Below are 18,435 nucleotides of genomic sequence, written 5' to 3'. Positions count from 1 at the left end.
CGGGTGACGCTCCGGACATCGCAGCCCGCTTATCTATCACTTGACAGATATGGACAGGGCGGCAGCGCCCCGCACCCGAGAGACATCGCCTATGACCAGTAGCGCAACAGCGCCAGGACGCGACGTGTCCGACCACACCGGCGACCATCACGACCTGGCCGAATTCGGTTACGACCAGCAGCTGCACCGCAGGCTCGGGCGGTTCGAGTCGTTCGCGGCGGGCTTCTCGTTCGTGTCGATCCTGACGACGATCTTCCAGTTGTTCGGGTTGGGCTTCGGATTCGGCGGTCCGGCGTTCTTCTGGACTTGGCCGGCCGTTTTCCTCGGGCAGTTCTTCGTCGCGCTGTGTTTCGCCGAACTGGCGGCGCGCTATCCGATTTCGGGTGCCATCTACCAATGGTCGCGACGCATGGGCGGCGAGGTGATCGGGTGGTTCGGCGGCTGGTTCATGATTCTCGCCCAGATCGTCACTGCCTCGGCCGCCGCCATCGCACTGCAGGTCGTGCTGCCCACGATCTCGGCGCGGTTCCAGATCATCGGTGACGACCCGGCTTTGACCTCGCCGAGCGGGGCAGCCAACGCCGTGCTGCTGGGCACAGTCTTGCTTGTGGTCACGACGACGATCAACTGCCTTGGTGTCAAATGGATGTCGCGAGTCAACAGCGCGGGTGTCGTATGCGAGATCGTCGGTGTCATCGCAGTCATCGGGGTGTTCTTCACCCACGCTCAGCGTGGCCCCCAGGTGGTGTTCGACACGGGAAGCCCTGGCCAACAGCCCGGTTACATGTGGGCGTGGATCATGTCCGGCCTGATGGCCGCTTACGTGATGGTGGGATTCGGCTCGGCCGGCGAACTGGCCGAGGAGACCCGTAATCCGCGCCGGGTGGCGCCGCGCACCATCCGGTTGGCGTTGTCGGTGTCGGCGCTCGGCGGCGGCCTGATGATCTTGGGAGCGCTGATGGCTGCCCCCAGCCTCACCGACGGGCGATTGGCCACCGAAGGTTTGCCCTATGTGCTCGACACCGTGCTGTCCTCGCCGTGGGGAACGGTCCTGCTGGTCGACGTGTGTATCGCGATCACGATCTGCACGTTGGCCATTCAGACCGCGGCGTCACGGCTGATGTTCTCGATGGCGCGCGACAACCGACTGCCGGGCTCGGCGATCCTGTCCCGCGTCAATGGCCGCACCGGCACTCCCATCTGGCCCTCGGTGCTCATCGGCGTGCTGTGCATCGGGGTCTTGCTGGTCAACGTCGGCAACGCGGCCATTTTCGCGACGCTGGCCAGTGTGTGCATCATTCTGATCTACCTCGCTTACCTGATGGTCACCGCCCCGCTGTTGTACCGCAGGCTCAAGGGCTGGCCCACCGAGCGCAATCAGCTTGATTCCGAAGGCCTCCCGCTGTTCTCGCTGGGCCGGTTCGGTGTGGTCGTCAACGTTCTCGCGGTGGCCTACGGCGCCCTCATGATCGTCAACCTGGGTTGGCCGCGAGCCGCGATCTTCAACCCGACCGGCGACATGCCGATCCTGCAGTGGGCCGGCCCGCTGAGCGTCGCCGTCACCGTGCTGCTCGGCGTGGCCTGCTTCCCCCGCGGCAAGACGCACCCGAAACCCGTGACGATCGGAGCCTGAGCATGACCACTGCGACCACTGCCGGGGCGCGCGACCACGCTCGCGCCCAGGCCGGCACCATCACCGGCGCGATGCCTGTTGTCCCGGCATCGAATTGGCCGACACCACCGCCGGGGGTGGATCCACAACGGCTGACCTGGGCAGAGACGGTGCCCGGTGGGCGCTACACCACCAAGGTGCTGGCCCGTGGCACCCGGCTGCGCTTGCGCGATCTGGACGGCAGCGCGTGCGCCCACGTGTTGCTGTGGCGTGCCGATGCGCCGGCCGAACGGCTCAACGTCGCCGACACCGTGAAAGTGCCGTGGCAAGCGTATCTTTCGGTCGGTCATCCGCTGCTCAGTGATCAGGGACGAGTGCTGGCCACTGTCGTATCGGATACCTCACGCCACCACGATGCGTTGTGCGGTACCACCACGTTCGCCGGCAACATTGCGAAATACGGTGCCGGTGAGGTCTATTCGGCAAGTCCTGCCGGCCGGGAGCTGCTGGCGCTGGCCGCGCTGAAGAACGGTCTCACCCGCCGGGACGTCGCACCGAGTGTGTCGTTCTTCCATGGCGTGCGGGTGGAGTCCGACGGTGCACTGGTGTCGACCGGGTCTGCCGGCCCGGATACGGCGGTGGAACTGATCACGCATCTTCCGCTGATCGTGGCCATCGCCAACACCGCTCATCCGCTGGACCCGGCACCGGTGTTCGATGTCGGGCCGGTCGAGGTACTGGCCTGGTCGGCAGTTGACGACCTCACGGCCATCGGGGACGGGCTCAGTGCCCGCGACCCGGAATACCAACGCGCTTACCTGAATTCCGAAGACGTCTGGAGTGCCCGATGACTGTGCTTGCTGCCGAGACCATCGTTGACGAGATCGTTCCGCCGCGGGCGCCGTGGTCGAAGATTGTGCGTGCCGGTGACGTGTTGACCATCGTCGACCTGCACGGCAATCAGGCGGTGGACACCTTGTTCTACGGGGCCGACGACCACACCGTGCGCTACAGCGCTCCGGTCACGATCGCCATGCAGGGCAACATCTTCCTGACCACCGGATCGGTGCTGCGGGACAGCGACGGCGCGCCGATGCTGACGATCGTCGAGGACGAGGTCGGTAATCACGACACCCTCGGCGGCGCCTGCTCGCAGGAGTCCAACACACTGCGCTACGGGCACCACACCAAGCACCAGCACGCCTGCGTGGAGAACTTCATCGGCGAGGGTGCGCGCTGGGGGCTGACCAAGGCCGACATCGTCAGCAATATCAACTTCTTCATGAATGTGCCGGTGGATCCGGACGGTTCACTGGGCATCGTCGACGGCTTGTCCGCACCGGGCAAGAAACTGTCGCTGCGCGCCGAGATCGACACCCTGGTGCTGGTGTCGAACTGCCCGCAGATCAACAATCCCTGCAACGGCTTCGATCCAACCGCCGTGCGCATGGTGGTGACGCGCCGATGACGGAGTACTTTTCTGCTCCTCGCGTGCGCACCATATCTTCTGCTCCTCGCGTCCGCACCATGACTTCTGCTCCTCGCGTGCGCACCCTGGAAGTCGTCCGGCCGGGCATGGCCACCACCGTGCAGGACTGGCCGGGCCGGATCGGCTACTGGCAGATCGGGGTGCCGCCCTCGGGACCGATGGACGACGTATCATTCCGGCTGGCCAACATCGCGGTGGGCAACCCCGAAGGCACGCCGGGCTTCGAGGCCACCATGGCGGGCCCCGCGTTGCGGTTCGACACCGACACCTGGGTGTGTGTCACCGGTGCGCCGGCGCCCGTCACGATCGACGGGGTGCGGGTGCCGCAATGGGAACCGGTGCTGGTGGGGGCGAATCAGATTCTCGACGTGGGCGCGGTGGCTGGTGCGGGTTTGCGCTCGTACATCGCGGTGGCCGGCGGGTTGCGCGCCGACGAATATCTCGGCAGTGCTGCGACATTCGTCCTCGGCGGGTTCGGCGGACACGAGGGCCGGGCATTGTGCGTCGCCGACAAACTCGAGATTGGCGACGCGCCGGTGGCGCGGCGGCGGCGCATCCTGTACGACGAGCAACCCGCCATCGGCAAGCACTGGTACATCGCGGTGACCGTTGGCCCACATTCGGCACCGGAGTTCTTCACCCGCAGTGACATCGACACCCTGTTGCAGCACGACTATGAGGTGCACTTCAATTCCGACCGCACCGGGGTTCGGCTGACCGGGCCGAAACCCGAATGGGCCCGGCCCGACGGCGGAGAGGCTGGACTGCACCCGTCGAACATTCACGACAACGCCTATTCGGTGGGTTCGCTCGATTTCACCGGCGACACCCCGATTCTGCTGGGGCCCGACGGCCCCAGCCTTGGCGGCTTCGTCTGCCCGGTCACCGTCACCGCTGCCGATCGGTGGAAGCTGGGTCAGCTCGCGCCGGGCGCCACGGTTCGGTTCGTCCCGGTGCGGGCCGATGCGGCACCGTCGCCCGCCACGGTCGGCAGGTCGCGACGCGCGTTCATTCCGGCCGTGTTCTCCTCCGGCGGCGATGAGGACGACGGAATCCTGCACCGCGCAACCTCATCCGATGGATCGACGGCGGTGACCTACCGGCGCTGCGGCGACGACAACGTGCTCGTCGAATACGGGGAGATGCGGCTCGATCTGGCGCTGCGGGCCCGGGTGCACGCCCTGCACCACGCGCTGCAACAGGATCGGCCCGCGGGCCTCGTCGACCTCACACCGGGTGTGCGTTCGTTGCAGGTGAAGGTGGATCCGGCCCAGCTCCCGCTGTCGAAACTGGTGCCCCTGTTGACCGAATGGGAGGCGTCGCTGCCTGCCGCACATGAGCTCGTGGTGCCCAGCCGCACCGTACGGCTGCCATTGAGTTGGGACGATCCGGCGACTCGTGAGGCGATCGAGCGTTACATGCACGGCGTGCGGTCAGATGCGCCGTGGTGCCCCTGGAACATCGAATTCATCCGCCGGATGAACGGCTTGCAGTCAACCGACGATGTGCACCGGATCGTGTACGACGCAGAGTATCTCGTGCTCGGCCTGGGCGATGTGTACCTCGGCGCACCGGTGGCGACGCCGCTGGATCCCCGGCACCGGCTGGTCACCACCAAGTACAACCCGGCCCGCACGTGGACTCCGGAGAACGCCGTCGGCATCGGCGGGGCATACCTGTGCATCTACGGCATGGAGGGTCCCGGCGGATACCAGTTCGTCGGACGTACCACGCAGATCTGGAACCACCGCCATCCGCTTCGGGCCGATGGTTTCGAGCCCGAACATCCTTGGCTGCTCAGGTTTTTCGACCGTATCCAGTGGTATCCGGTGTCCGCGGACGAGCTGCTCGACCTGCGCGCCGACATGGCTGCCGGCCGCGGACGCGTCGAGATCACCGGCGGGACGTTCTCGCTCGCCGAGCATGACCAGTTCCTGCAGGACAACGCCGACGACATCGCCGCCACGCGCGCGGCGATGGAGGCCGCCCGCGCCGAGGAACGGCAGCGGTGGGCTGCGGCAGGGGAGTTCGCCAAGAAGGAGTCCGCGTGAGCGAGCACAGGAGCGCAGTCACCGAGGCCTACCGGCGCATCGAAGACAGCGGCCGCAGTGAAGTGTTCATCCACCTACGTCCCCAGGCCGACGTCGAGGCTGATTTCCGCGTCGCAGAAGGCCCGTTGGCCGGGCTACTGTTGGCAGTCAAAGACAACGTCGATGTGGCGGGTATACCCACCACGGCGGCGTGTCCGGGCTTCAGTTACCTCCCCGATGCCGACGCACCGGCGGTCGCCGCTCTCAAGGCCGCCGGTGCCGTCGTCATCGGCAAGACCAACCTCGACCAGTTCGCCACCGGGCTGGTGGGGACACGCAGTCCCTATGGTGCCGTGCGGGATTCACGACGACCGGAGTACATCTCCGGCGGATCGAGCTCGGGTTCGGCGGTCGCGGTCGCGCTGGGATTTGCCGACATCGCGATCGGCACCGACACCGCGGGCTCCGGACGGGTGCCCGCCGGTCTGCAGGGACTCGTCGGGATCAAGCCGACCATCGCAGTGGTGAGCACCGACGGTGTCGTACCGGCGTGCGCCAGCTATGACTGCGTCACCATCTTCGCGACCGATCTGGCCACCGCCCAGGCAGCCATGGCCGCCATGAACGCCGCTGCGTCCCAACGAGCCTGGCCCGCCGATACTCCGCTGGCCGCGCCGCCTGCTCCGCGAGTCGCGGTCCCGGCCGAACTGCCCGAACTCGACGCCGACTGGCGGGCGGCGTTCGACGCAGCTGTGCATCGGGCACAGGAAGCGGGATTCGAGACCACACCCGTGGCCATGGAAGCGTTCTTCACCGCCGCCGACCTGCTGTACAACGGCGCGCTTGTCGCCGAACGCTGGGATGCAGCAGGCGGGTTCGTGTCAGGCGCGTCGACCGATGCGGGATTGGATCCGACGGTAGCGGCCATCATCGTCGCGGCGGGCGGCCACTCAGCAGCCGATCTGCTGCGGGACCGTCGGCGGGTCGACGAGTTGCGATGTGAGGCGCTCGCACAGCTCACCGGCTGCGACGCGCTGTTGGTGCCCACCGCACCCACGCATCCACGGATAGCAGAGGTCATGGCCGACCCGATAGCAGTGAACACCCGCATGGGCCGATACACCAACTTCTGCAACCTGTTCGACATGTGCGCGATCGCGATTCCTGCCGGGACGGTCGCCGATGGCGCGCAGTTTGGCGTCACGTTGCTGGCACCGGCTTTTCACGACGCCGTCGTCGCCGACCTCGCCGGGCGTTTCCTCGGTGAGCCGCCGGCTGCCACGTGGCCCGAGCTCGGGAGGGCAGCGGTCACGGAGCTCGCGGTGTTCGGCGCGCACCTGCGGGGCCAGCCGTTGGAGCATCAACTGACCAGTCGAGGCGCTCGCTGGGGCGGAGCCATCAAGACCGCACCGCACTACCGGCTGTACGCGCTCGACACCGTCCCGCCCAAACCTGGATTGGTCCGCACCACGGAAGGCGGCGCGACCATCGTGGGGGAGCGGTGGGTGCTATCGCGGGCCGCCCTCGGTGACTTCCTCGACGAACTGCCCGCGCCGATGATGCTCGGCAAGGTCGAGCTCGACGACGGCACCTGGATCACCGGATTCGGTTGCGATCATGCCGCAGTCGCGCAAGGCCGGGACATCACGCGATACGGCGGCTGGTTGGCAGCTCAGGCGGGCTGACACCCGGGGATGAACCTCGGCTTGGCGATAACGCGTCGGTCACCGAGCGATCTCTGCTTCGGGTTCCTTGGGTGCGTGGGTGGCCAGTACCGACCCGGCGAGGATCAGGGCGAGCCCTGCCACGTTCCAGACCGTCAGCGGCTCACCGAGCACGATCACCCCGGCGGCCAGGGCAACGGCCGGGTTGATGTAGGTGATCACCAACGCGCGCGACGGGCCCACTTCGCGGATCAACGCGAAAAATGTGATGAACGCGAGCGCCGTGCAGACCACCGCCAACACCGCCAATGCCAGTAGCGCTTGCGTCGAAGGCATCTCGTGAGGCCAGGCCGCTACGGCCGGAGCGGTGTAGATCAGCGCCGCGAGCGCCAAACAGGCCGCGGTCAACGGCAGGGCGGGCACGTCGCCGAGGTAGCGCGCGGCCACCAGCGGGGCGATCGCGTAACAGGTCGCCACCAGCAGCACCTCGGCGATCGGCACGCCGTGCCCACCCGTCAGGCCCGGGCCCGCGAGCACCGCCACCCCGGCCATCCCGACGCCCAGCCCCGCGATGCGTCTGGCGCGCAGACGTTCTCCGCCGGTGAGCCGGTCCAGCATCGCGGCGATGATCGGTGCGGCCGCGATCAACAGGCCGGTCATCGAACTGCTCAAGGTGCGTTCGGCGTCGGTGAGCAGCACCCAGGCCGCGATGATCTCGAAGAATGCGAAGGCCAGCACGGGTTTCCAGTGCCGCAGTACCGGCGCCCAGGCTGCCCGCGACAGCGCGAGCGGCAGGAGCACCAACGCCCCAACGGCGGTGCGGGCCAGGACCAACACGGGTACGGAGACGCTTTCGACCGCGACCTTGATCAGCAGGTAGGGGATGCCCCAGATGATGCTCATCGCGCTGAACAACAACCATCCCCGCGCACTCACTCCCACACCCTACGGAGATGTCAGCCTCTCGGGGTGGATTCTGTCGTGAGATCCAGTGCGATGTCGACGAGCAGGTCCTCTTGGCCGCCGACCATATGCCGGCGGCCGGCTTCCTCGAGCAGCGTGCGCGCGTCGATGCCGTAGCGCTCGGCTGCCGCCTCGGCGTGCCGCAGGAAGCTCGAATACACCCCGGCATAACCCAGGGTCAGAGTTTCCCGGTCCACTCGCACCGGACGTTCCTGCAGCGGACGCACGATGTCGTCGGCGGCATCCTGGAGCGCGTGCAGGTCGCAGCGGTGTGGGGTGCCCAGCTTGCTGATCGCGGCGACGAACACCTCGAGCGGGGCGTTGCCCGCGCCTGCACCCATGCCCGTGAGTGAAGCGTCCACGCGGTGTGCGCCGTGTTCCACGGCCGTGATGGAATTGGCCACACCGAGCGCCAGGTTGTGGTGCGCGTGGATACCGATATCGGTTGTGGGGGAGAGATTTTGGCGCAGCGCGCTGACCCGGTCAGCGACGTCGCGCATGGTCATCGCACCACCTGAGTCGACGACGTAGACGCATGTGGCGCCATAGCCCTCCATCAGGCGGGCTTGTTCCGCCAGCACGTTCGGGGTCGTCATGTGGCTCATCATCAGGAAACCGGCGGTGTCCATGTTGAGTTCGCGGGCCGCTGTGATGTACCGGGCGGAAAGGTCGGCTTCGGTGCAGTGTGTGGCGACTCGCACCACACTGGCCCCGGCGTGGTACGCGTCGGTCAGATTTCGGACCGTGCCGATGCCCGGCAGCAACAAGGTGGCGACCTTGGCGCGGGTTGTCGCGCCGGCAACGGCTTCGATCCACTCCAGATCGGTGTGGGCACCGAAGCCGTAGACGCAGCTCGACCCTCCCAGCCCGTCGCCGTGCGCCACCTCGATCGAGTCGACTCCGGCGGCGTCGAGCGCCTGGGCGATCCGCACGGCCTGGTCGATGCGGTATCGGTGACGCACCGCGTGCATGCCGTCGCGCAGCGTCACGTCGCTGATGTAGAGGGGGCGGTTCATGGGCGAGTTCCGTTGGTACGAAAGGCGATGTGCTCCGCGGCCGCCTTGGCCGCCGCGGTAACCATGTCGAGGTGACCGGAGTAGGCCGGTAGGTGGTCGGCTGCACCGGTGACCTCGAGCATTGCGGTGACGCGGGTGCCCGTGAACGTGCCGGTCTCCGGGAGGTACAGCGGGCTTTCGGCGCCGAATGTCTCGAACTGCACGCGTTGTTTGAGGCGGTAGCCCGGCATGTACCGGCTGACCTGCTCGACCATGTCGACGATGTCGGTCTCGACGGCTTCGTGGTCGATATCGCCATCGACAAGGCAATAGACCGTGGTTCGCATGAAGGCCGGTGGATCGGCCGGGCTCAGCAACAACACGGCCTTGCTGCGTCCGGCTCCGCCGACCTCCCGCAGTGCGGCACCGGTGGATTCGATGAATTCGTCGATGCCGGCCCGGTCGTCGGACCCGACGGATCGCGACGCCACCGCGCAGACGATCTCGGCGTAGGACACGACACCGGATCGTCCGATCGCGGCCACGATCGGCACGGTGGCCTGCGCGGCGCCTGTGCCGATGGTAAGGGTGCGGGCAGTACGCGAGTCGTCGAGATTGACGACCGGCACACAGTGCGAACCGATCGTGGTCGCAGCGAGATCGATCATCTGCACCCCCTTCCCGGCCAAGGCGGCCCAACTGCCGGTGCGTAAGCGGGGTGCCGTGGTATCGAAAACCAGCTTGATGTCGGCGCTGTTCGGCATGGCGAGCAGTTCGTCGGCGCCGTCGACCGTCGCGGCCACCGACAGCGGGCCGCCGCCCTGCCGGATCTTGACCATGAGGTCGGTGGCGACGCTGCCGGACCCGAGAATCGCGACAGGCCAGCCGACCGCCGTCATCGGTCAGACCCTTCGGCGATCATCCGCATCGCCGTGTCGTAGATGGCAAGTGCGTGTACCTCGAACAGCGCGAGAATGTCCACAGAATCCCCGCCGATCTCTTTGGCGACGAACAAGCCGTCTGCTCCCGCGATCGCATAGGTGACCAGCAGATCGATCTGGGTGTCGGTGAGGCCGGTGGTGACTCCGCTGAATGCGGCTTTCAATTCGTCGGCAGCCTGCGCTCGCACACGCAGGAACATCGTCCTGGCCCGGGGTTCGATCGGGCGTCTTTCCAGCGTCAGCATCAGCCCGAGCCGCAGAAAGTCGGGCGCGTCGAGCAGTGCTTTGGCGATTTGCGTCGCCATCGCGGTCACACGTTCACGGGGTGCACCGTCCGCGGGGAGGCGCCAGGCATCGAGCCAACCGGAGAAGCTGCGCTCGATCACCGCGGCGATCAGATCGTCCTTGTCTGTGAAGTGCCAGTAGATGGAGCTGGCCGGTAATCCGCAGACCTTGCTGACCAAGGCGATGCTGGTTCCCTCGTACCCGCGCTCGGAGGCGATCTGGGTGGCGGCGTCGAGGATTCGCTCGCGTGACTGTTCCCCGTCGGCGCGTTTGCGACGAGGCGCGGGACGTGTCTTGTCTGCCATCTGCCCTCCTGAAACGACCTCTTGACTCTATAGTGATCGCTACATTACCGTAGTGATCACTACAGATCAAACTCTCCCGAAAGAGGCGCCCGTGACCAGTACCGACATCTATGACGTAGCGGTGATCGGCTATGGGCCGACCGGCGCCACCGCGGCCAATCTGCTGGGCCGGCTCGGATTGAAAGTGGTTGTGATCGAGCGTGATCCGGACGTCTACAACCGCGCCCGTGCCATCTCCACCGACGAAGAGGTGATGCGGGTGTGGCAGTCGGTCGGCCTGGCTGCGCGCCTGCAGCGTGACATGCTGCCCGGCCGGCCGCTGGCATTCGTCGACGCCGACGGGCGAGCCTTCATCGAAACGGTCATCACGGGCCGCGGCTGCGGCCACCCGTCACAGCAGTTCCTGTACCAACCCGCCGTCGACGAGGTTCTGCGGGAGGGGGTGGCGCGGTACCCGAACGTCGACGTGCTGCTGGAGCACGAATGCCTGCGGGTCGGCAACCGCGAAGACCACGTCGAACTCATGCTGGTCGACCTGGCCGCCGATGCCTTCAGGCGCGTCCGGGCGTCCTATGTGATCGCCGCCGATGGTGGATCATCGCCAACGCGCGGACAATTCGGAATCGAATACACCGGCCGCACATACGCCGAACGGTGGGTGGTCATCGACACCAAAGTGCGCAAGGAATGGGACGCCCACGACCGCTTGCGATTCCACTGCAATCCCGAGCGGCCCACCGTGGACTGCCCGACGCCACTCGGGCATCACCGGTGGGAATATCCGGTGCGTGCGGGCGAGGATGAGCGGGAATTGGTCACCGATGCCGCGGTATGGCGGGTGCTCAAGGCTCAGGGCGTCACACCCGAGAATGTCGAGATCCTGCGCGCGGTGGTCTACAGCCACCACGTCCGCGTCGCCGACCGGTGGCGGGTCGGCCGCGTGTTCCTCGCGGGTGACGCCGCTCATGCCATGCCGCCGTGGATCGGTCAGGGCATGTCGGCCGGGGTGCGCGACGCGGCCAATCTGTGTTGGAAGCTGGCAGGGGTACTGCGCGGCGAGCTTGCCGATTCGGTACTGAATTCCTATGAGACCGAACGCAAGCCGCATGTCACCGAAGTGACCCGGCGCGCGGTGATCGTCGGCCGGATCATCACCGAACGCCGCTCGGTCGTGGCAGCGTTGCGCAACCACGCCCTTCGGGCACTGACCAAGGTGCCCGGCGTTCTGGCTGCCGGACAGCGTCGGTTCTGGATTCCCGAAGCCCGCTACGCCGACGGATTCTTCGCCGTCGCGCCCAACGAGGCCATCGGCCGCCAGATCCCGCAACCGATCATCGACCACGGCGGCGCATCGATGCCCCTCGACGATCTCCTCGGCGGGACATGGGCCCTGATCTACACGACGGCGATCCCCACCGGCGCGCCGGCGTGGCAGCAGATCGGTGTTCAGACCCACCGAATCGCCGAGCCCGGGCTGACGCGCTGGCTGCATGAGCACGGCGCCGACGCGGTTGTCCTGCGTCCCGACGGATTCATCTATGCCGCAGCCGGATTCGGCGAACCCCTGCCCGCCCCGCCGGTGGGACTGACCCTACACGACATGACCGGAGCCCACGCATGACCACCACTGTCACCGAACGTACCGTCCGCGCCGCAGACAAAGACATCTTCTTCGCCGAGGCGGGCGCGGGACCCGCGGTCGTCATGCTGCATGGCGGGGGGCCCGGCGCCTCTGGCGTCACCAACTACTCCCGCAACATCGACGCACTGGCACAGCGTTACCGCGTGATCGTGCCCGACATGCCGGGCTACGGGACCTCCGACAAGCACATCGACAAGACCGACCCGTTCGGTTACCTCGCCGACGCCATCCGGGCTCTGCTCGACGAACTCGACGTCGACACAGCGCATCTCGTCGGCAACTCCTACGGTGGGGCGGCAGCACTGCGGCTGGCGCTTGACACGCCGCATCGCGTCGGCAAGCTCGTCCTGATGGGTCCCGGAGGTATCGGCACCACCCGGATGCTGCCCACCGCAGGGCTCAAAAACCTGCTGTCCTACTACAGCGGCGACGGCCCGAGCCGTGGGAAACTCGCCGATTTCATCCGCAATTACCTGGTGTACGACGGAGCTTCGGTTCCTGACGACTTGATCGACGTGCGCTACCGGGCATCGATCGATCCCGAGGTGGTGGCGCATCCACCGCTGAGTCGGCCCTCAGGAGCGATGGCGCTGCGCACGTTGTGGCGGATGGACCTCACCCGTGACAGCAGGCTCAAGAAACTGCAGACACCGACCCTGGTGTTGTGGGGCCGCGACGACAAGGTCAACCGCCCGGCAGGCGGCCCGATGCTGCTCAACCTGATGCCCAACGCGCAACTCGTGATGACCTCGCACACCGGGCACTGGATGCAGTGGGAGCGTGCCGGACTGTTCAACGAGCTCGTCGCCGAGTTCCTCAGCCCGGATTCGAGTTTGGCCCATGTCTAGCGTGTTCGGCAGCGTTCAGCTCGGGTACATCGTCATCGAAACCGAGAAGTTCGCCGACTGGCGGCGCTTCGGTCGCGAGGCGATCGGGCTGCATCTCGATGATGCGCTGCCCGGTGTGGTGCGATTCCGCTTGGACGACAACGAGTGCCGATTCCTGCTGCAACGTGGCCCGGCCGAGGATGTCACCGCGTTGGGCTGGCATGTCGACGACCACGACACGTTCGACGAGATCCTTCGCCGCGTCACCGGCCACGGTGTACCCGTGGCCCCCGGCACAGATGAGGAAGCCGCACTGCGGGGCGTCGAACGTCTTGTGCGGTTCCCGGGACCAAACGGGCTGGTCCAGGAACTATTCACCCGGGCTCGAACAGGTTCCGGGCCATTGCAGATGGCCGTGGGCGGCGGGTTCGTCACCGGCGAGTCCGGGCTGGGTCACGTCGCGGTCACCACCAAGAAGCCCCATCAGATGCGCGGCTACTACAACACGGTGTTCGATGCGCGGCTGTCCGACTACATCGACGAGACCATCAGCGGTGTCAAGCTCAAGATCCGGTTCCTGCGGGTCAACCAGCGGCACCACTCGATCGCGATCGCCGCAGTGAACCGGTTGCCCCTCAACCCGATCCGGACCCGCGTCCAGCACCTCAACATTCAGGTTGCCGATCTTGACGACTTGACCGCGTCGTACCAGCGGGTGAAGCATCTCGGCTTCGACATGGCGTTGGACGTGGGACAGCACACCAATGACCGCGAGCTGTCCTACTACGCAGTGACCCCGTCAGGGTTCGAATGGGAAATGGGCTGGAATCCGGTCGTCGTGGACGAAACCACTTGGGAGCCGACCACATACCGGGGCATCAGCATCTGGGGCCACACGTCGGAGGGCCGCAGCATCATCGACAAGCTCGGCCAGTTCAAGCTCGGCGCACGGTCTTTGGGGCGCCGAGAAGACGTCGTCCCGGCGCTGGCCGGCGCAGGCATCCCCGACAACTGAGCAAGGACGAGACATGACCCGCATCGACACTCACCAGCACATGATCCCGCCGGAGTATCGAAAACTCCTGCGAAAAGCCGGAATCGACGAGTCAGGTGGCCGGACCCTGCCGGACTGGAGTGCTGACTCGGCGCTGGAGACGATGACCGAGCTCGGCGTCGCGACAGCGATCCTGTCGGTCTCAACGCCCGGTACGACATTCCTGCCCGCTGCTGCCGACGCCGCCGCGCTGGCGCGCGATCTCAACGATTTCGGCGCCGACCTGGCAGCGGCCCACCCGGACAGGTTCGGCTTCTTCGCCACCGTGCCCATGCCGCACGTTCCGGAATCGGTCGCCGAAGCCGTGCGGGCGCTCGATGATCTGCACGCCGACGGCGTCGTGCTGCTTGCCAACAGCGTGGGCACGTATCTCGGTCAGGACGGGCAGGACGAGTTGTGGGCCGCCCTGAACGCGCGATCGGCGGTGGTGTTCATCCATCCGGCGGATCTGCCCGGGCCGGTGGTGGCCGGTGTCGCGCCGTTTGCCGCCGACTTCCTGCTCGATACCACGCGGGCCGCTTATCTGTTGGTGCGCAACGGAATCCGGCGCAGATATCCGAGCATCCGCTTCATCCTCAGCCACGCAGGCGGCTTCGTGCCGTATGCGTCACACCGTCTGGCGCTCGGGATCACCGCGGACACCGGTGCCAGTCCCGCCGACAGCCTTGACGACTTCGCCGGCTTCTACTTCGACACCGCTCTGTCGTCGAGCGCTGCGGCATTGCCGACCCTGCTGGCGTTCGCCAAGCCCGGCCATGTCACGTTCGGTTCGGACTGGCCGTTCGCGCCTGTCGCGGCCGGCAAGCTGTTCGCCGCAGGCCTGGAGACCTACGGTGCTCTTGACACGTCCGCGCGAGTGGCCATCGACAGGACCAACGCGCTGGCCCTCTTTCCGCGCCTAGGTACCGCACCTGGGCTGCCGGCACCCACAGCGCTCGAGCGGGTCCGGCACACCGTCAGCCGGGCCGTCATGCGTGGTGTCGCGCGGATGATGCAGACCGGCTGACCGAGGCGTCTCCGCCGCTACGGGCGCGTCAAGTCCGCATACCGACTCACGTGCGAATCGGTCGAACCGAACTCGTACTGAACGGCGGTGAGCCGCTTGAAGTAATGACCGATGGCCAACTCTTCGGTCATGCCCATCCCGCCATGCAGTTGCACCGCGTTCTGGCCGACGAAGCGGGCCGCTCGGCCGATGGTGGCCTTGGCCGCCGACACCGCTTTGGCCCGGGTTGCCGCGTCGGAATCGAGGCTCAGCACGGCGAGATACACCGCGGCCGCAGCCTGCTCGACCTCCATGTGCATGTCCACCATGCGGTGCTGCAGGGCCTGGAAACTCCCGATCGCCGTGCCGAATTGGTGCCGCTGCTTGCAGTACTCGACCGTGTCGCCGAGGACCTTGCGCATGGCGCCGACGGCTTCCGCGCATACGGCAGCTGCGCCCTCGTCGCGGGCCTGCTCCACCGACGGCCACGCCTGGCCCGCGCCTCCCAGCAGGGCGCCGGCCGGAACCCGCACGTTTTGCAGAACCAGGTCGGCCGCGCGCCGGTCGTCGACCGTGCGGTAGGGATGCATGGTGAGACCCGCTGGGCGTGAGGCGATCTCGACCAGAAACAGCGATATCCCGTCGGTATCGGTGGGATCACCCGACGTGCGTGCGGTGATCAGCAGATGCGTCGCCAACGGAGCATTGAGGACCATCACCTTGCTGCCGTCGAGCACCCAGCCGTCGCCCTCACGTTGCGCGGTGGTGGTGACGGTGCGCCAGTTGTCGCCCGAGGCCGGCTCACCGGCAGCCAGCGTGACGATGGCGCTGCCGTCGACGATGTGGGCGAGCAGCTGCTCGGCCCCACCCGCGCGGTGCAACAGCCCGCCGGCCACGACGACGGTGTCCACGAACGGTTCGATCAGCAGCGCGTGGCCCAATGCCTCGGCGATGAGCATGGCCTCCACCGGGCCGCCGCCACTGCCGCCGGCATCCTCGGGGAGCGTGGCGCCGAGGATGCCGAGCTCGTCGGCGAGCCCACGCCAGATCTCCGGCTGCCAACCCGGTCCCGTCTTGGCGGCGGTCCGGCTTGCCGCGAGGTCGTAGCGGCTGGCCAGGAACTTGGTCAGTCCATCCCGCAGCAGGTCCTGCTCGTCGGTCAGGTTGAAGTCCATCTACAGCCCCAATTCCGCTTTGGCGAGGATGTTCCGCTGAATTTCGTTGGTGCCGGCGTAGATTGAGCCGGCCCGGTCGTTGAAGTAGCGCAACGGGGCCACCGCTTGCCAGGGTTGGCCGCTGACATACCCGTCGACCGGTGGTTCGAAGTCGGCCACCGGGCCGCCCGGGCGTGTGGCGTGTGGTTGATAGGCGCGCCCCCGCGGCCCAGCCGCCTCCATCGACAGTTCGGTCAGCGTCTGGCTCAGTTCCGTACCGAGGATCTTCAGCATCGACGACGCCGTTCCCGGATTGCGGCCTTCTGCCACTGCCGCCAGCACTCGATACTCGAGGATCTCCAGGACATCGGTGCGGATGCGCGCCTCGGCGAGCTTGCGGCTGAACGCGGCGTCATCGATGAGGCGGCCGCCAGCAGGGCCGGGCTGTTCGGTGGCGACCGTCGCGATCTCCTCAGCGAGCACCTGCAGCGCAGGAGCCGACGTGCCGCCTCCGCGCTCGAATTCCAGCAGGTACTTGGCGACGGTCCAGCCGTCGTCGATGGCGCCGATGACGTTGCTCTTGGGCACCCGGACGTCGTCGAAGAAGACCTGGTTCTGGACTTCCTCACCGGAAGTCATGACCAGCGGCCGGATCTCGATGCCCGGTGTGGTCATGTCGATCAACACGAACGTGATGCCCTGCTGCTTCTTGGCGGCGCGCGTGGTGCGGACCAGTGCGAACATCCAGTTCGCCTCGCGGGCATGGGTGGTCCAGATCTTGCTCCCGGTGCACACCAGATGATCGCCATCGTCGACCGCGGCCATCGACAGGGCGGCGAGGTCCGAACCGGCCTCCGGCTCGGAGTAGCCCTGGCAGAAGAACACCTCGCCGGTGAGGATCCGCGGCAGGAAGTAGTCCTTCTGTGCCTCGGTGCCGAACTTGATGATCGCGTGGGCGACCATGCGGATACCCATCGGCGACAGTGCCGGCGCCCCCGCGAGGGTGGACTCCCTGCTGAAGATGTAGTGCTGGGTCAGGCTCCAGTCACAGCCGCCGTACTCGACCGGCCACGCCGGCGCCGCCCAGCCGTGCTGATGCAGGATGCGCTGCCAGGCCATGCTGGCGTCGTGGTCGGCGTAGACGCTCGTCATCAGCCGCCCCGCCTGCCGAAGATCGTCGGTCAGATTCTCCGCGAGAAAGTCGCGCACCTCGGCGCGGAATGCCTGGTCGGTCGTAGACCACTTCAGGTCCATGCGTGCCCCCTGTCTGCCGGTGTCGCCCTCACAGAGTAAACCTAGTTAGTTAAGTACTGCAGGCAGGGCCCTGCGGTGCGACGCCGACCGGTGCGTCCGATGCTGTGAGCTGCACGGCTGCGCTGGTACCGAGCTGGCGCGTCGGGCAATAATTGAGGGCGTGGAGCGGCGTCAGAGCGAGCAGGACACCCGATCTCCGATGACCATGTTGCAGCAAATGCCCGCGTTGGTCGTCTTGGAGCGGTTCCCTGTTCCGGTGCTGGCAATTGCCGAGGATGGCAGCATTCTGTTCGCTAACACTGCATTCGCCGAAATGATCGGGCACAGCGCGGAATCAGTGAAGGCCATGAAGTTTGCCCAGATCTTTCATTCGCTGCCCGACGACGAGTCCGCGGTGTCGGTCGTGCGGGCCAACGCCGAGCTGGTCGTCGACCTGGTGCACCAGGACCGCTCGATCGTGCGCGCCCGCATGAGCAAGTCGGCACTGCTTCGTGGAGACGATCCGGTGGCGCTGGCGACGTTCCACGATCTCACCGAGCAGCTGTGGGTGGAGGAACTGTAGGCGCGCTACCCGTCGCCCGTCATCGGCGATCGCCGGAGTGACTCGCGCGCGAGAAACTCACGGAAGTACTCGAGTGATTCCTCGTTGACGACCGCGGGTAGCAGCAGTTCCCATGTGCGCCCAACGCGTTCCCGCAGGTCATTGTCGGTCCCCGTGGCTCGCGACAGCGCTTCGGCGCCCAGCATCGAACCCAGGATCACCTCTGCGGCGCTCTTGGGATCGATGTCGCTGCGGAGGTCACCTTCGGCGGCGGCGTGGCCGACCTGTTCGACGAGGTCGTCGAGCCAGCTCCCGTAGACCCGGCCTGCCGCGTCGTTGAGACCGCTGAAAGTCCGCAGCAGCTGCATGCCGATCCACGCCAGCTTGTCCGCCACGGTGAAATCGGTCACCACGAACATGCCGTGGATGAGGTTCTCCAGCGCGGGCGAGGACGATCCGGTGATGGTGCGAAACGTCGCCAACATTCGGGAGCCGGCCTCCTCGATGATGGCCTCGGCCAGCGCCTCCTTGGCATCGAAGTGGTAGTAGAACGCGCCCTTGGTCAACTCGGCGCGTTCGATGATGTCGCCCAAACCTGTTGCCGGATAGCCGGTTTCATCGAACAGCGCGACGGCCGCCGCAATGATCTTGCGGCGGGTGACCTCTGATCGGGCCTGGCGTGCCATGGCGCGTT

General features: G+C 66.7%; 17 protein-coding genes. 10 read left to right on the top strand and 7 right to left on the bottom strand.

Translation table 11 applies throughout. The features are described 5' to 3' along the window. The first annotated feature begins 91 nt into the window (after positions 1–91). The 5 genes from RMCB_RS12145 to atzF are packed head-to-tail and all read left to right on the top strand — an operon-like array spanning position 92 to position 6,816. Positions 92–1,633 (top strand): amino acid permease, encoded by a 1,542-nt coding sequence (locus RMCB_RS12145; RefSeq protein ID WP_062828971.1) that lies wholly within the window; start codon positions 92–94, stop codon positions 1,631–1,633. Between the two features lie 2 nt (positions 1,634–1,635). Continuing rightward, positions 1,636–2,463: an urea amidolyase associated protein UAAP1 gene (locus RMCB_RS12140; RefSeq protein WP_062828970.1), complete on the top strand. Its 828-nt coding sequence runs from the start codon at positions 1,636–1,638 to the stop codon at positions 2,461–2,463. Then, entirely contained in the window at positions 2,460–3,080 is a 621-nt protein-coding gene (locus RMCB_RS12135; RefSeq protein ID WP_062828969.1) for an urea amidolyase associated protein UAAP2, read from the top strand. The genes RMCB_RS12140 and RMCB_RS12135 overlap by 4 nt, the downstream gene beginning before the upstream one ends. A gap of 59 nt (positions 3,081–3,139) precedes the next feature. Continuing rightward, entirely contained in the window at positions 3,140–5,152 is a 2,013-nt protein-coding gene (locus tag RMCB_RS12130) for a 5-oxoprolinase/urea amidolyase family protein (protein ID WP_062828968.1), read from the top strand. Then, entirely contained in the window at positions 5,149–6,816 is a 1,668-nt protein-coding gene (gene atzF, locus RMCB_RS12125) for an allophanate hydrolase (RefSeq protein ID WP_062828967.1), read from the top strand. Before RMCB_RS12130 ends, atzF begins: the two co-directional genes overlap by 4 nt. A 39-nt stretch (positions 6,817–6,855) precedes the next feature. On the opposite strand, the gene RMCB_RS12120 is transcribed toward atzF, so the two are convergent. The 4 genes from RMCB_RS12120 to RMCB_RS12105 are packed head-to-tail and all read right to left on the bottom strand — an operon-like array spanning position 6,856 to position 10,284. Then, positions 6,856–7,731 carry a DMT family transporter gene (locus RMCB_RS12120; protein WP_062828966.1) on the bottom strand — a complete coding sequence of 292 codons (876 nt, stop codon included), beginning with the start codon at positions 7,729–7,731 and terminating at the stop codon, positions 6,856–6,858. Positions 7,732–7,751: 20 nt separating this feature from the next. Next, positions 7,752–8,774 (bottom strand): 4-hydroxy-2-oxovalerate aldolase, encoded by a 1,023-nt coding sequence (gene dmpG, locus RMCB_RS12115; protein WP_062828965.1) that lies wholly within the window; start codon positions 8,772–8,774, stop codon positions 7,752–7,754. Next, positions 8,771–9,652 (bottom strand): acetaldehyde dehydrogenase (acetylating), encoded by an 882-nt coding sequence (locus RMCB_RS12110; protein ID WP_062828964.1) that lies wholly within the window; start codon positions 9,650–9,652, stop codon positions 8,771–8,773. Before RMCB_RS12110 ends, dmpG begins: the two co-directional genes overlap by 4 nt. Beyond that, positions 9,649–10,284: a TetR/AcrR family transcriptional regulator gene (locus RMCB_RS12105; protein WP_062828963.1), complete on the bottom strand. Its 636-nt coding sequence runs from the start codon at positions 10,282–10,284 to the stop codon at positions 9,649–9,651. Before RMCB_RS12105 ends, RMCB_RS12110 begins: the two co-directional genes overlap by 4 nt. A gap of 91 nt (positions 10,285–10,375) precedes the next feature. Between RMCB_RS12105 and RMCB_RS12100 the strand changes: the two genes are divergently transcribed. Genes RMCB_RS12100 through RMCB_RS12085 form a run of 4 tightly spaced genes read left to right on the top strand, consistent with a single transcriptional unit; the run spans position 10,376 to position 14,813 of the window. Further along, positions 10,376–11,905, top strand: a complete 1,530-nt coding sequence (locus RMCB_RS12100; RefSeq protein ID WP_062828962.1) for a bifunctional 3-(3-hydroxy-phenyl)propionate/3-hydroxycinnamic acid hydroxylase — start codon at positions 10,376–10,378, stop codon at positions 11,903–11,905. Next, complete coding sequence (locus RMCB_RS12095; protein WP_062828961.1) at positions 11,902–12,774, top strand: alpha/beta fold hydrolase; 873 nt, start codon at positions 11,902–11,904, stop codon at positions 12,772–12,774. Before RMCB_RS12100 ends, RMCB_RS12095 begins: the two co-directional genes overlap by 4 nt. Continuing rightward, entirely contained in the window at positions 12,767–13,768 is a 1,002-nt protein-coding gene (locus RMCB_RS12090; RefSeq protein ID WP_062828960.1) for a VOC family protein, read from the top strand. The genes RMCB_RS12095 and RMCB_RS12090 overlap by 8 nt, the downstream gene beginning before the upstream one ends. Before the next feature lie 13 nt (positions 13,769–13,781). After that, positions 13,782–14,813, top strand: a complete 1,032-nt coding sequence (locus tag RMCB_RS12085; protein ID WP_062828959.1) for an amidohydrolase family protein — start codon at positions 13,782–13,784, stop codon at positions 14,811–14,813. A 17-nt stretch (positions 14,814–14,830) separates the two neighbouring features. Here the strand turns inward: RMCB_RS12085 and RMCB_RS12080 are convergent, their stop codons facing one another. After that, the gene (locus tag RMCB_RS12080) at positions 14,831–15,967 is read right to left on the bottom strand and encodes an acyl-CoA dehydrogenase family protein (RefSeq protein ID WP_062828958.1); all 1,137 of its coding nucleotides are present in this window, start codon (positions 15,965–15,967) and stop codon (positions 14,831–14,833) included. After that, on the bottom strand, positions 15,968–17,200 hold the full coding sequence (locus tag RMCB_RS12075) for an acyl-CoA dehydrogenase family protein (RefSeq protein WP_062828957.1): 1,233 nt from the start codon (positions 17,198–17,200) through the stop codon (positions 15,968–15,970). Between the two features lie 199 nt (positions 17,201–17,399). Here RMCB_RS12075 and RMCB_RS12070 point away from each other — a divergent pair, with 199 nt between their 5' ends. After that, entirely contained in the window at positions 17,400–17,762 is a 363-nt protein-coding gene (locus RMCB_RS12070; protein WP_029367486.1) for a PAS domain S-box protein, read from the top strand. 5 nt (positions 17,763–17,767) lie between these two features. Here the strand turns inward: RMCB_RS12070 and RMCB_RS12065 are convergent, their stop codons facing one another. Continuing rightward, complete coding sequence (locus RMCB_RS12065) at positions 17,768–18,427, bottom strand: TetR family transcriptional regulator (RefSeq protein WP_062828956.1); 660 nt, start codon at positions 18,425–18,427, stop codon at positions 17,768–17,770. Positions 18,428–18,435: the final 8 nt, after the last annotated feature.

It is taken from the genome of Mycolicibacterium brisbanense (assembly GCF_001570425.1).
Taxonomy (GTDB): domain Bacteria; phylum Actinomycetota; class Actinomycetes; order Mycobacteriales; family Mycobacteriaceae; genus Mycobacterium; species Mycobacterium brisbanense.
Note: the sequence above shows the minus strand (reverse complement) of the source record. Positions and strands in the feature narration are given on the sequence as shown.

Excerpts from the sequence above, each read along its gene's own strand:
- RMCB_RS12145 (WP_062828971.1), top strand. The coding sequence starts at position 92 with ATGACCAGTAGCGCAACAGCGCCAGGACGCGACGTGTCCGACCACACC.
- RMCB_RS12140 (WP_062828970.1), top strand. The coding sequence starts at position 1,636 with ATGACCACTGCGACCACTGCCGGGGCGCGCGACCACGCTCGCGCCCAG.
- RMCB_RS12135 (WP_062828969.1), top strand. The coding sequence starts at position 2,460 with ATGACTGTGCTTGCTGCCGAGACCATCGTTGACGAGATCGTTCCGCCG.
- RMCB_RS12130 (WP_062828968.1), top strand. The coding sequence starts at position 3,140 with ATGACTTCTGCTCCTCGCGTGCGCACCCTGGAAGTCGTCCGGCCGGGC.
- dmpG (WP_062828965.1), bottom strand. The coding sequence starts at position 8,774 with ATGAACCGCCCCCTCTACATCAGCGACGTGACGCTGCGCGACGGCATG.
- RMCB_RS12110 (WP_062828964.1), bottom strand. The coding sequence starts at position 9,652 with ATGACGGCGGTCGGCTGGCCTGTCGCGATTCTCGGGTCCGGCAGCGTC.
- RMCB_RS12105 (WP_062828963.1), bottom strand. The coding sequence starts at position 10,284 with ATGGCAGACAAGACACGTCCCGCGCCTCGTCGCAAACGCGCCGACGGG.
- RMCB_RS12095 (WP_062828961.1), top strand. The coding sequence starts at position 11,902 with ATGACCACCACTGTCACCGAACGTACCGTCCGCGCCGCAGACAAAGAC.
- RMCB_RS12090 (WP_062828960.1), top strand. The coding sequence starts at position 12,767 with ATGTCTAGCGTGTTCGGCAGCGTTCAGCTCGGGTACATCGTCATCGAA.
- RMCB_RS12085 (WP_062828959.1), top strand. The coding sequence starts at position 13,782 with ATGACCCGCATCGACACTCACCAGCACATGATCCCGCCGGAGTATCGA.
- RMCB_RS12080 (WP_062828958.1), bottom strand. The coding sequence starts at position 15,967 with ATGGACTTCAACCTGACCGACGAGCAGGACCTGCTGCGGGATGGACTG.
- RMCB_RS12075 (WP_062828957.1), bottom strand. The coding sequence starts at position 17,200 with ATGGACCTGAAGTGGTCTACGACCGACCAGGCATTCCGCGCCGAGGTG.
- RMCB_RS12070 (WP_029367486.1), top strand. The coding sequence starts at position 17,400 with ATGACCATGTTGCAGCAAATGCCCGCGTTGGTCGTCTTGGAGCGGTTC.
- RMCB_RS12065 (WP_062828956.1), bottom strand. The coding sequence starts at position 18,427 with ATGGCACGCCAGGCCCGATCAGAGGTCACCCGCCGCAAGATCATTGCG.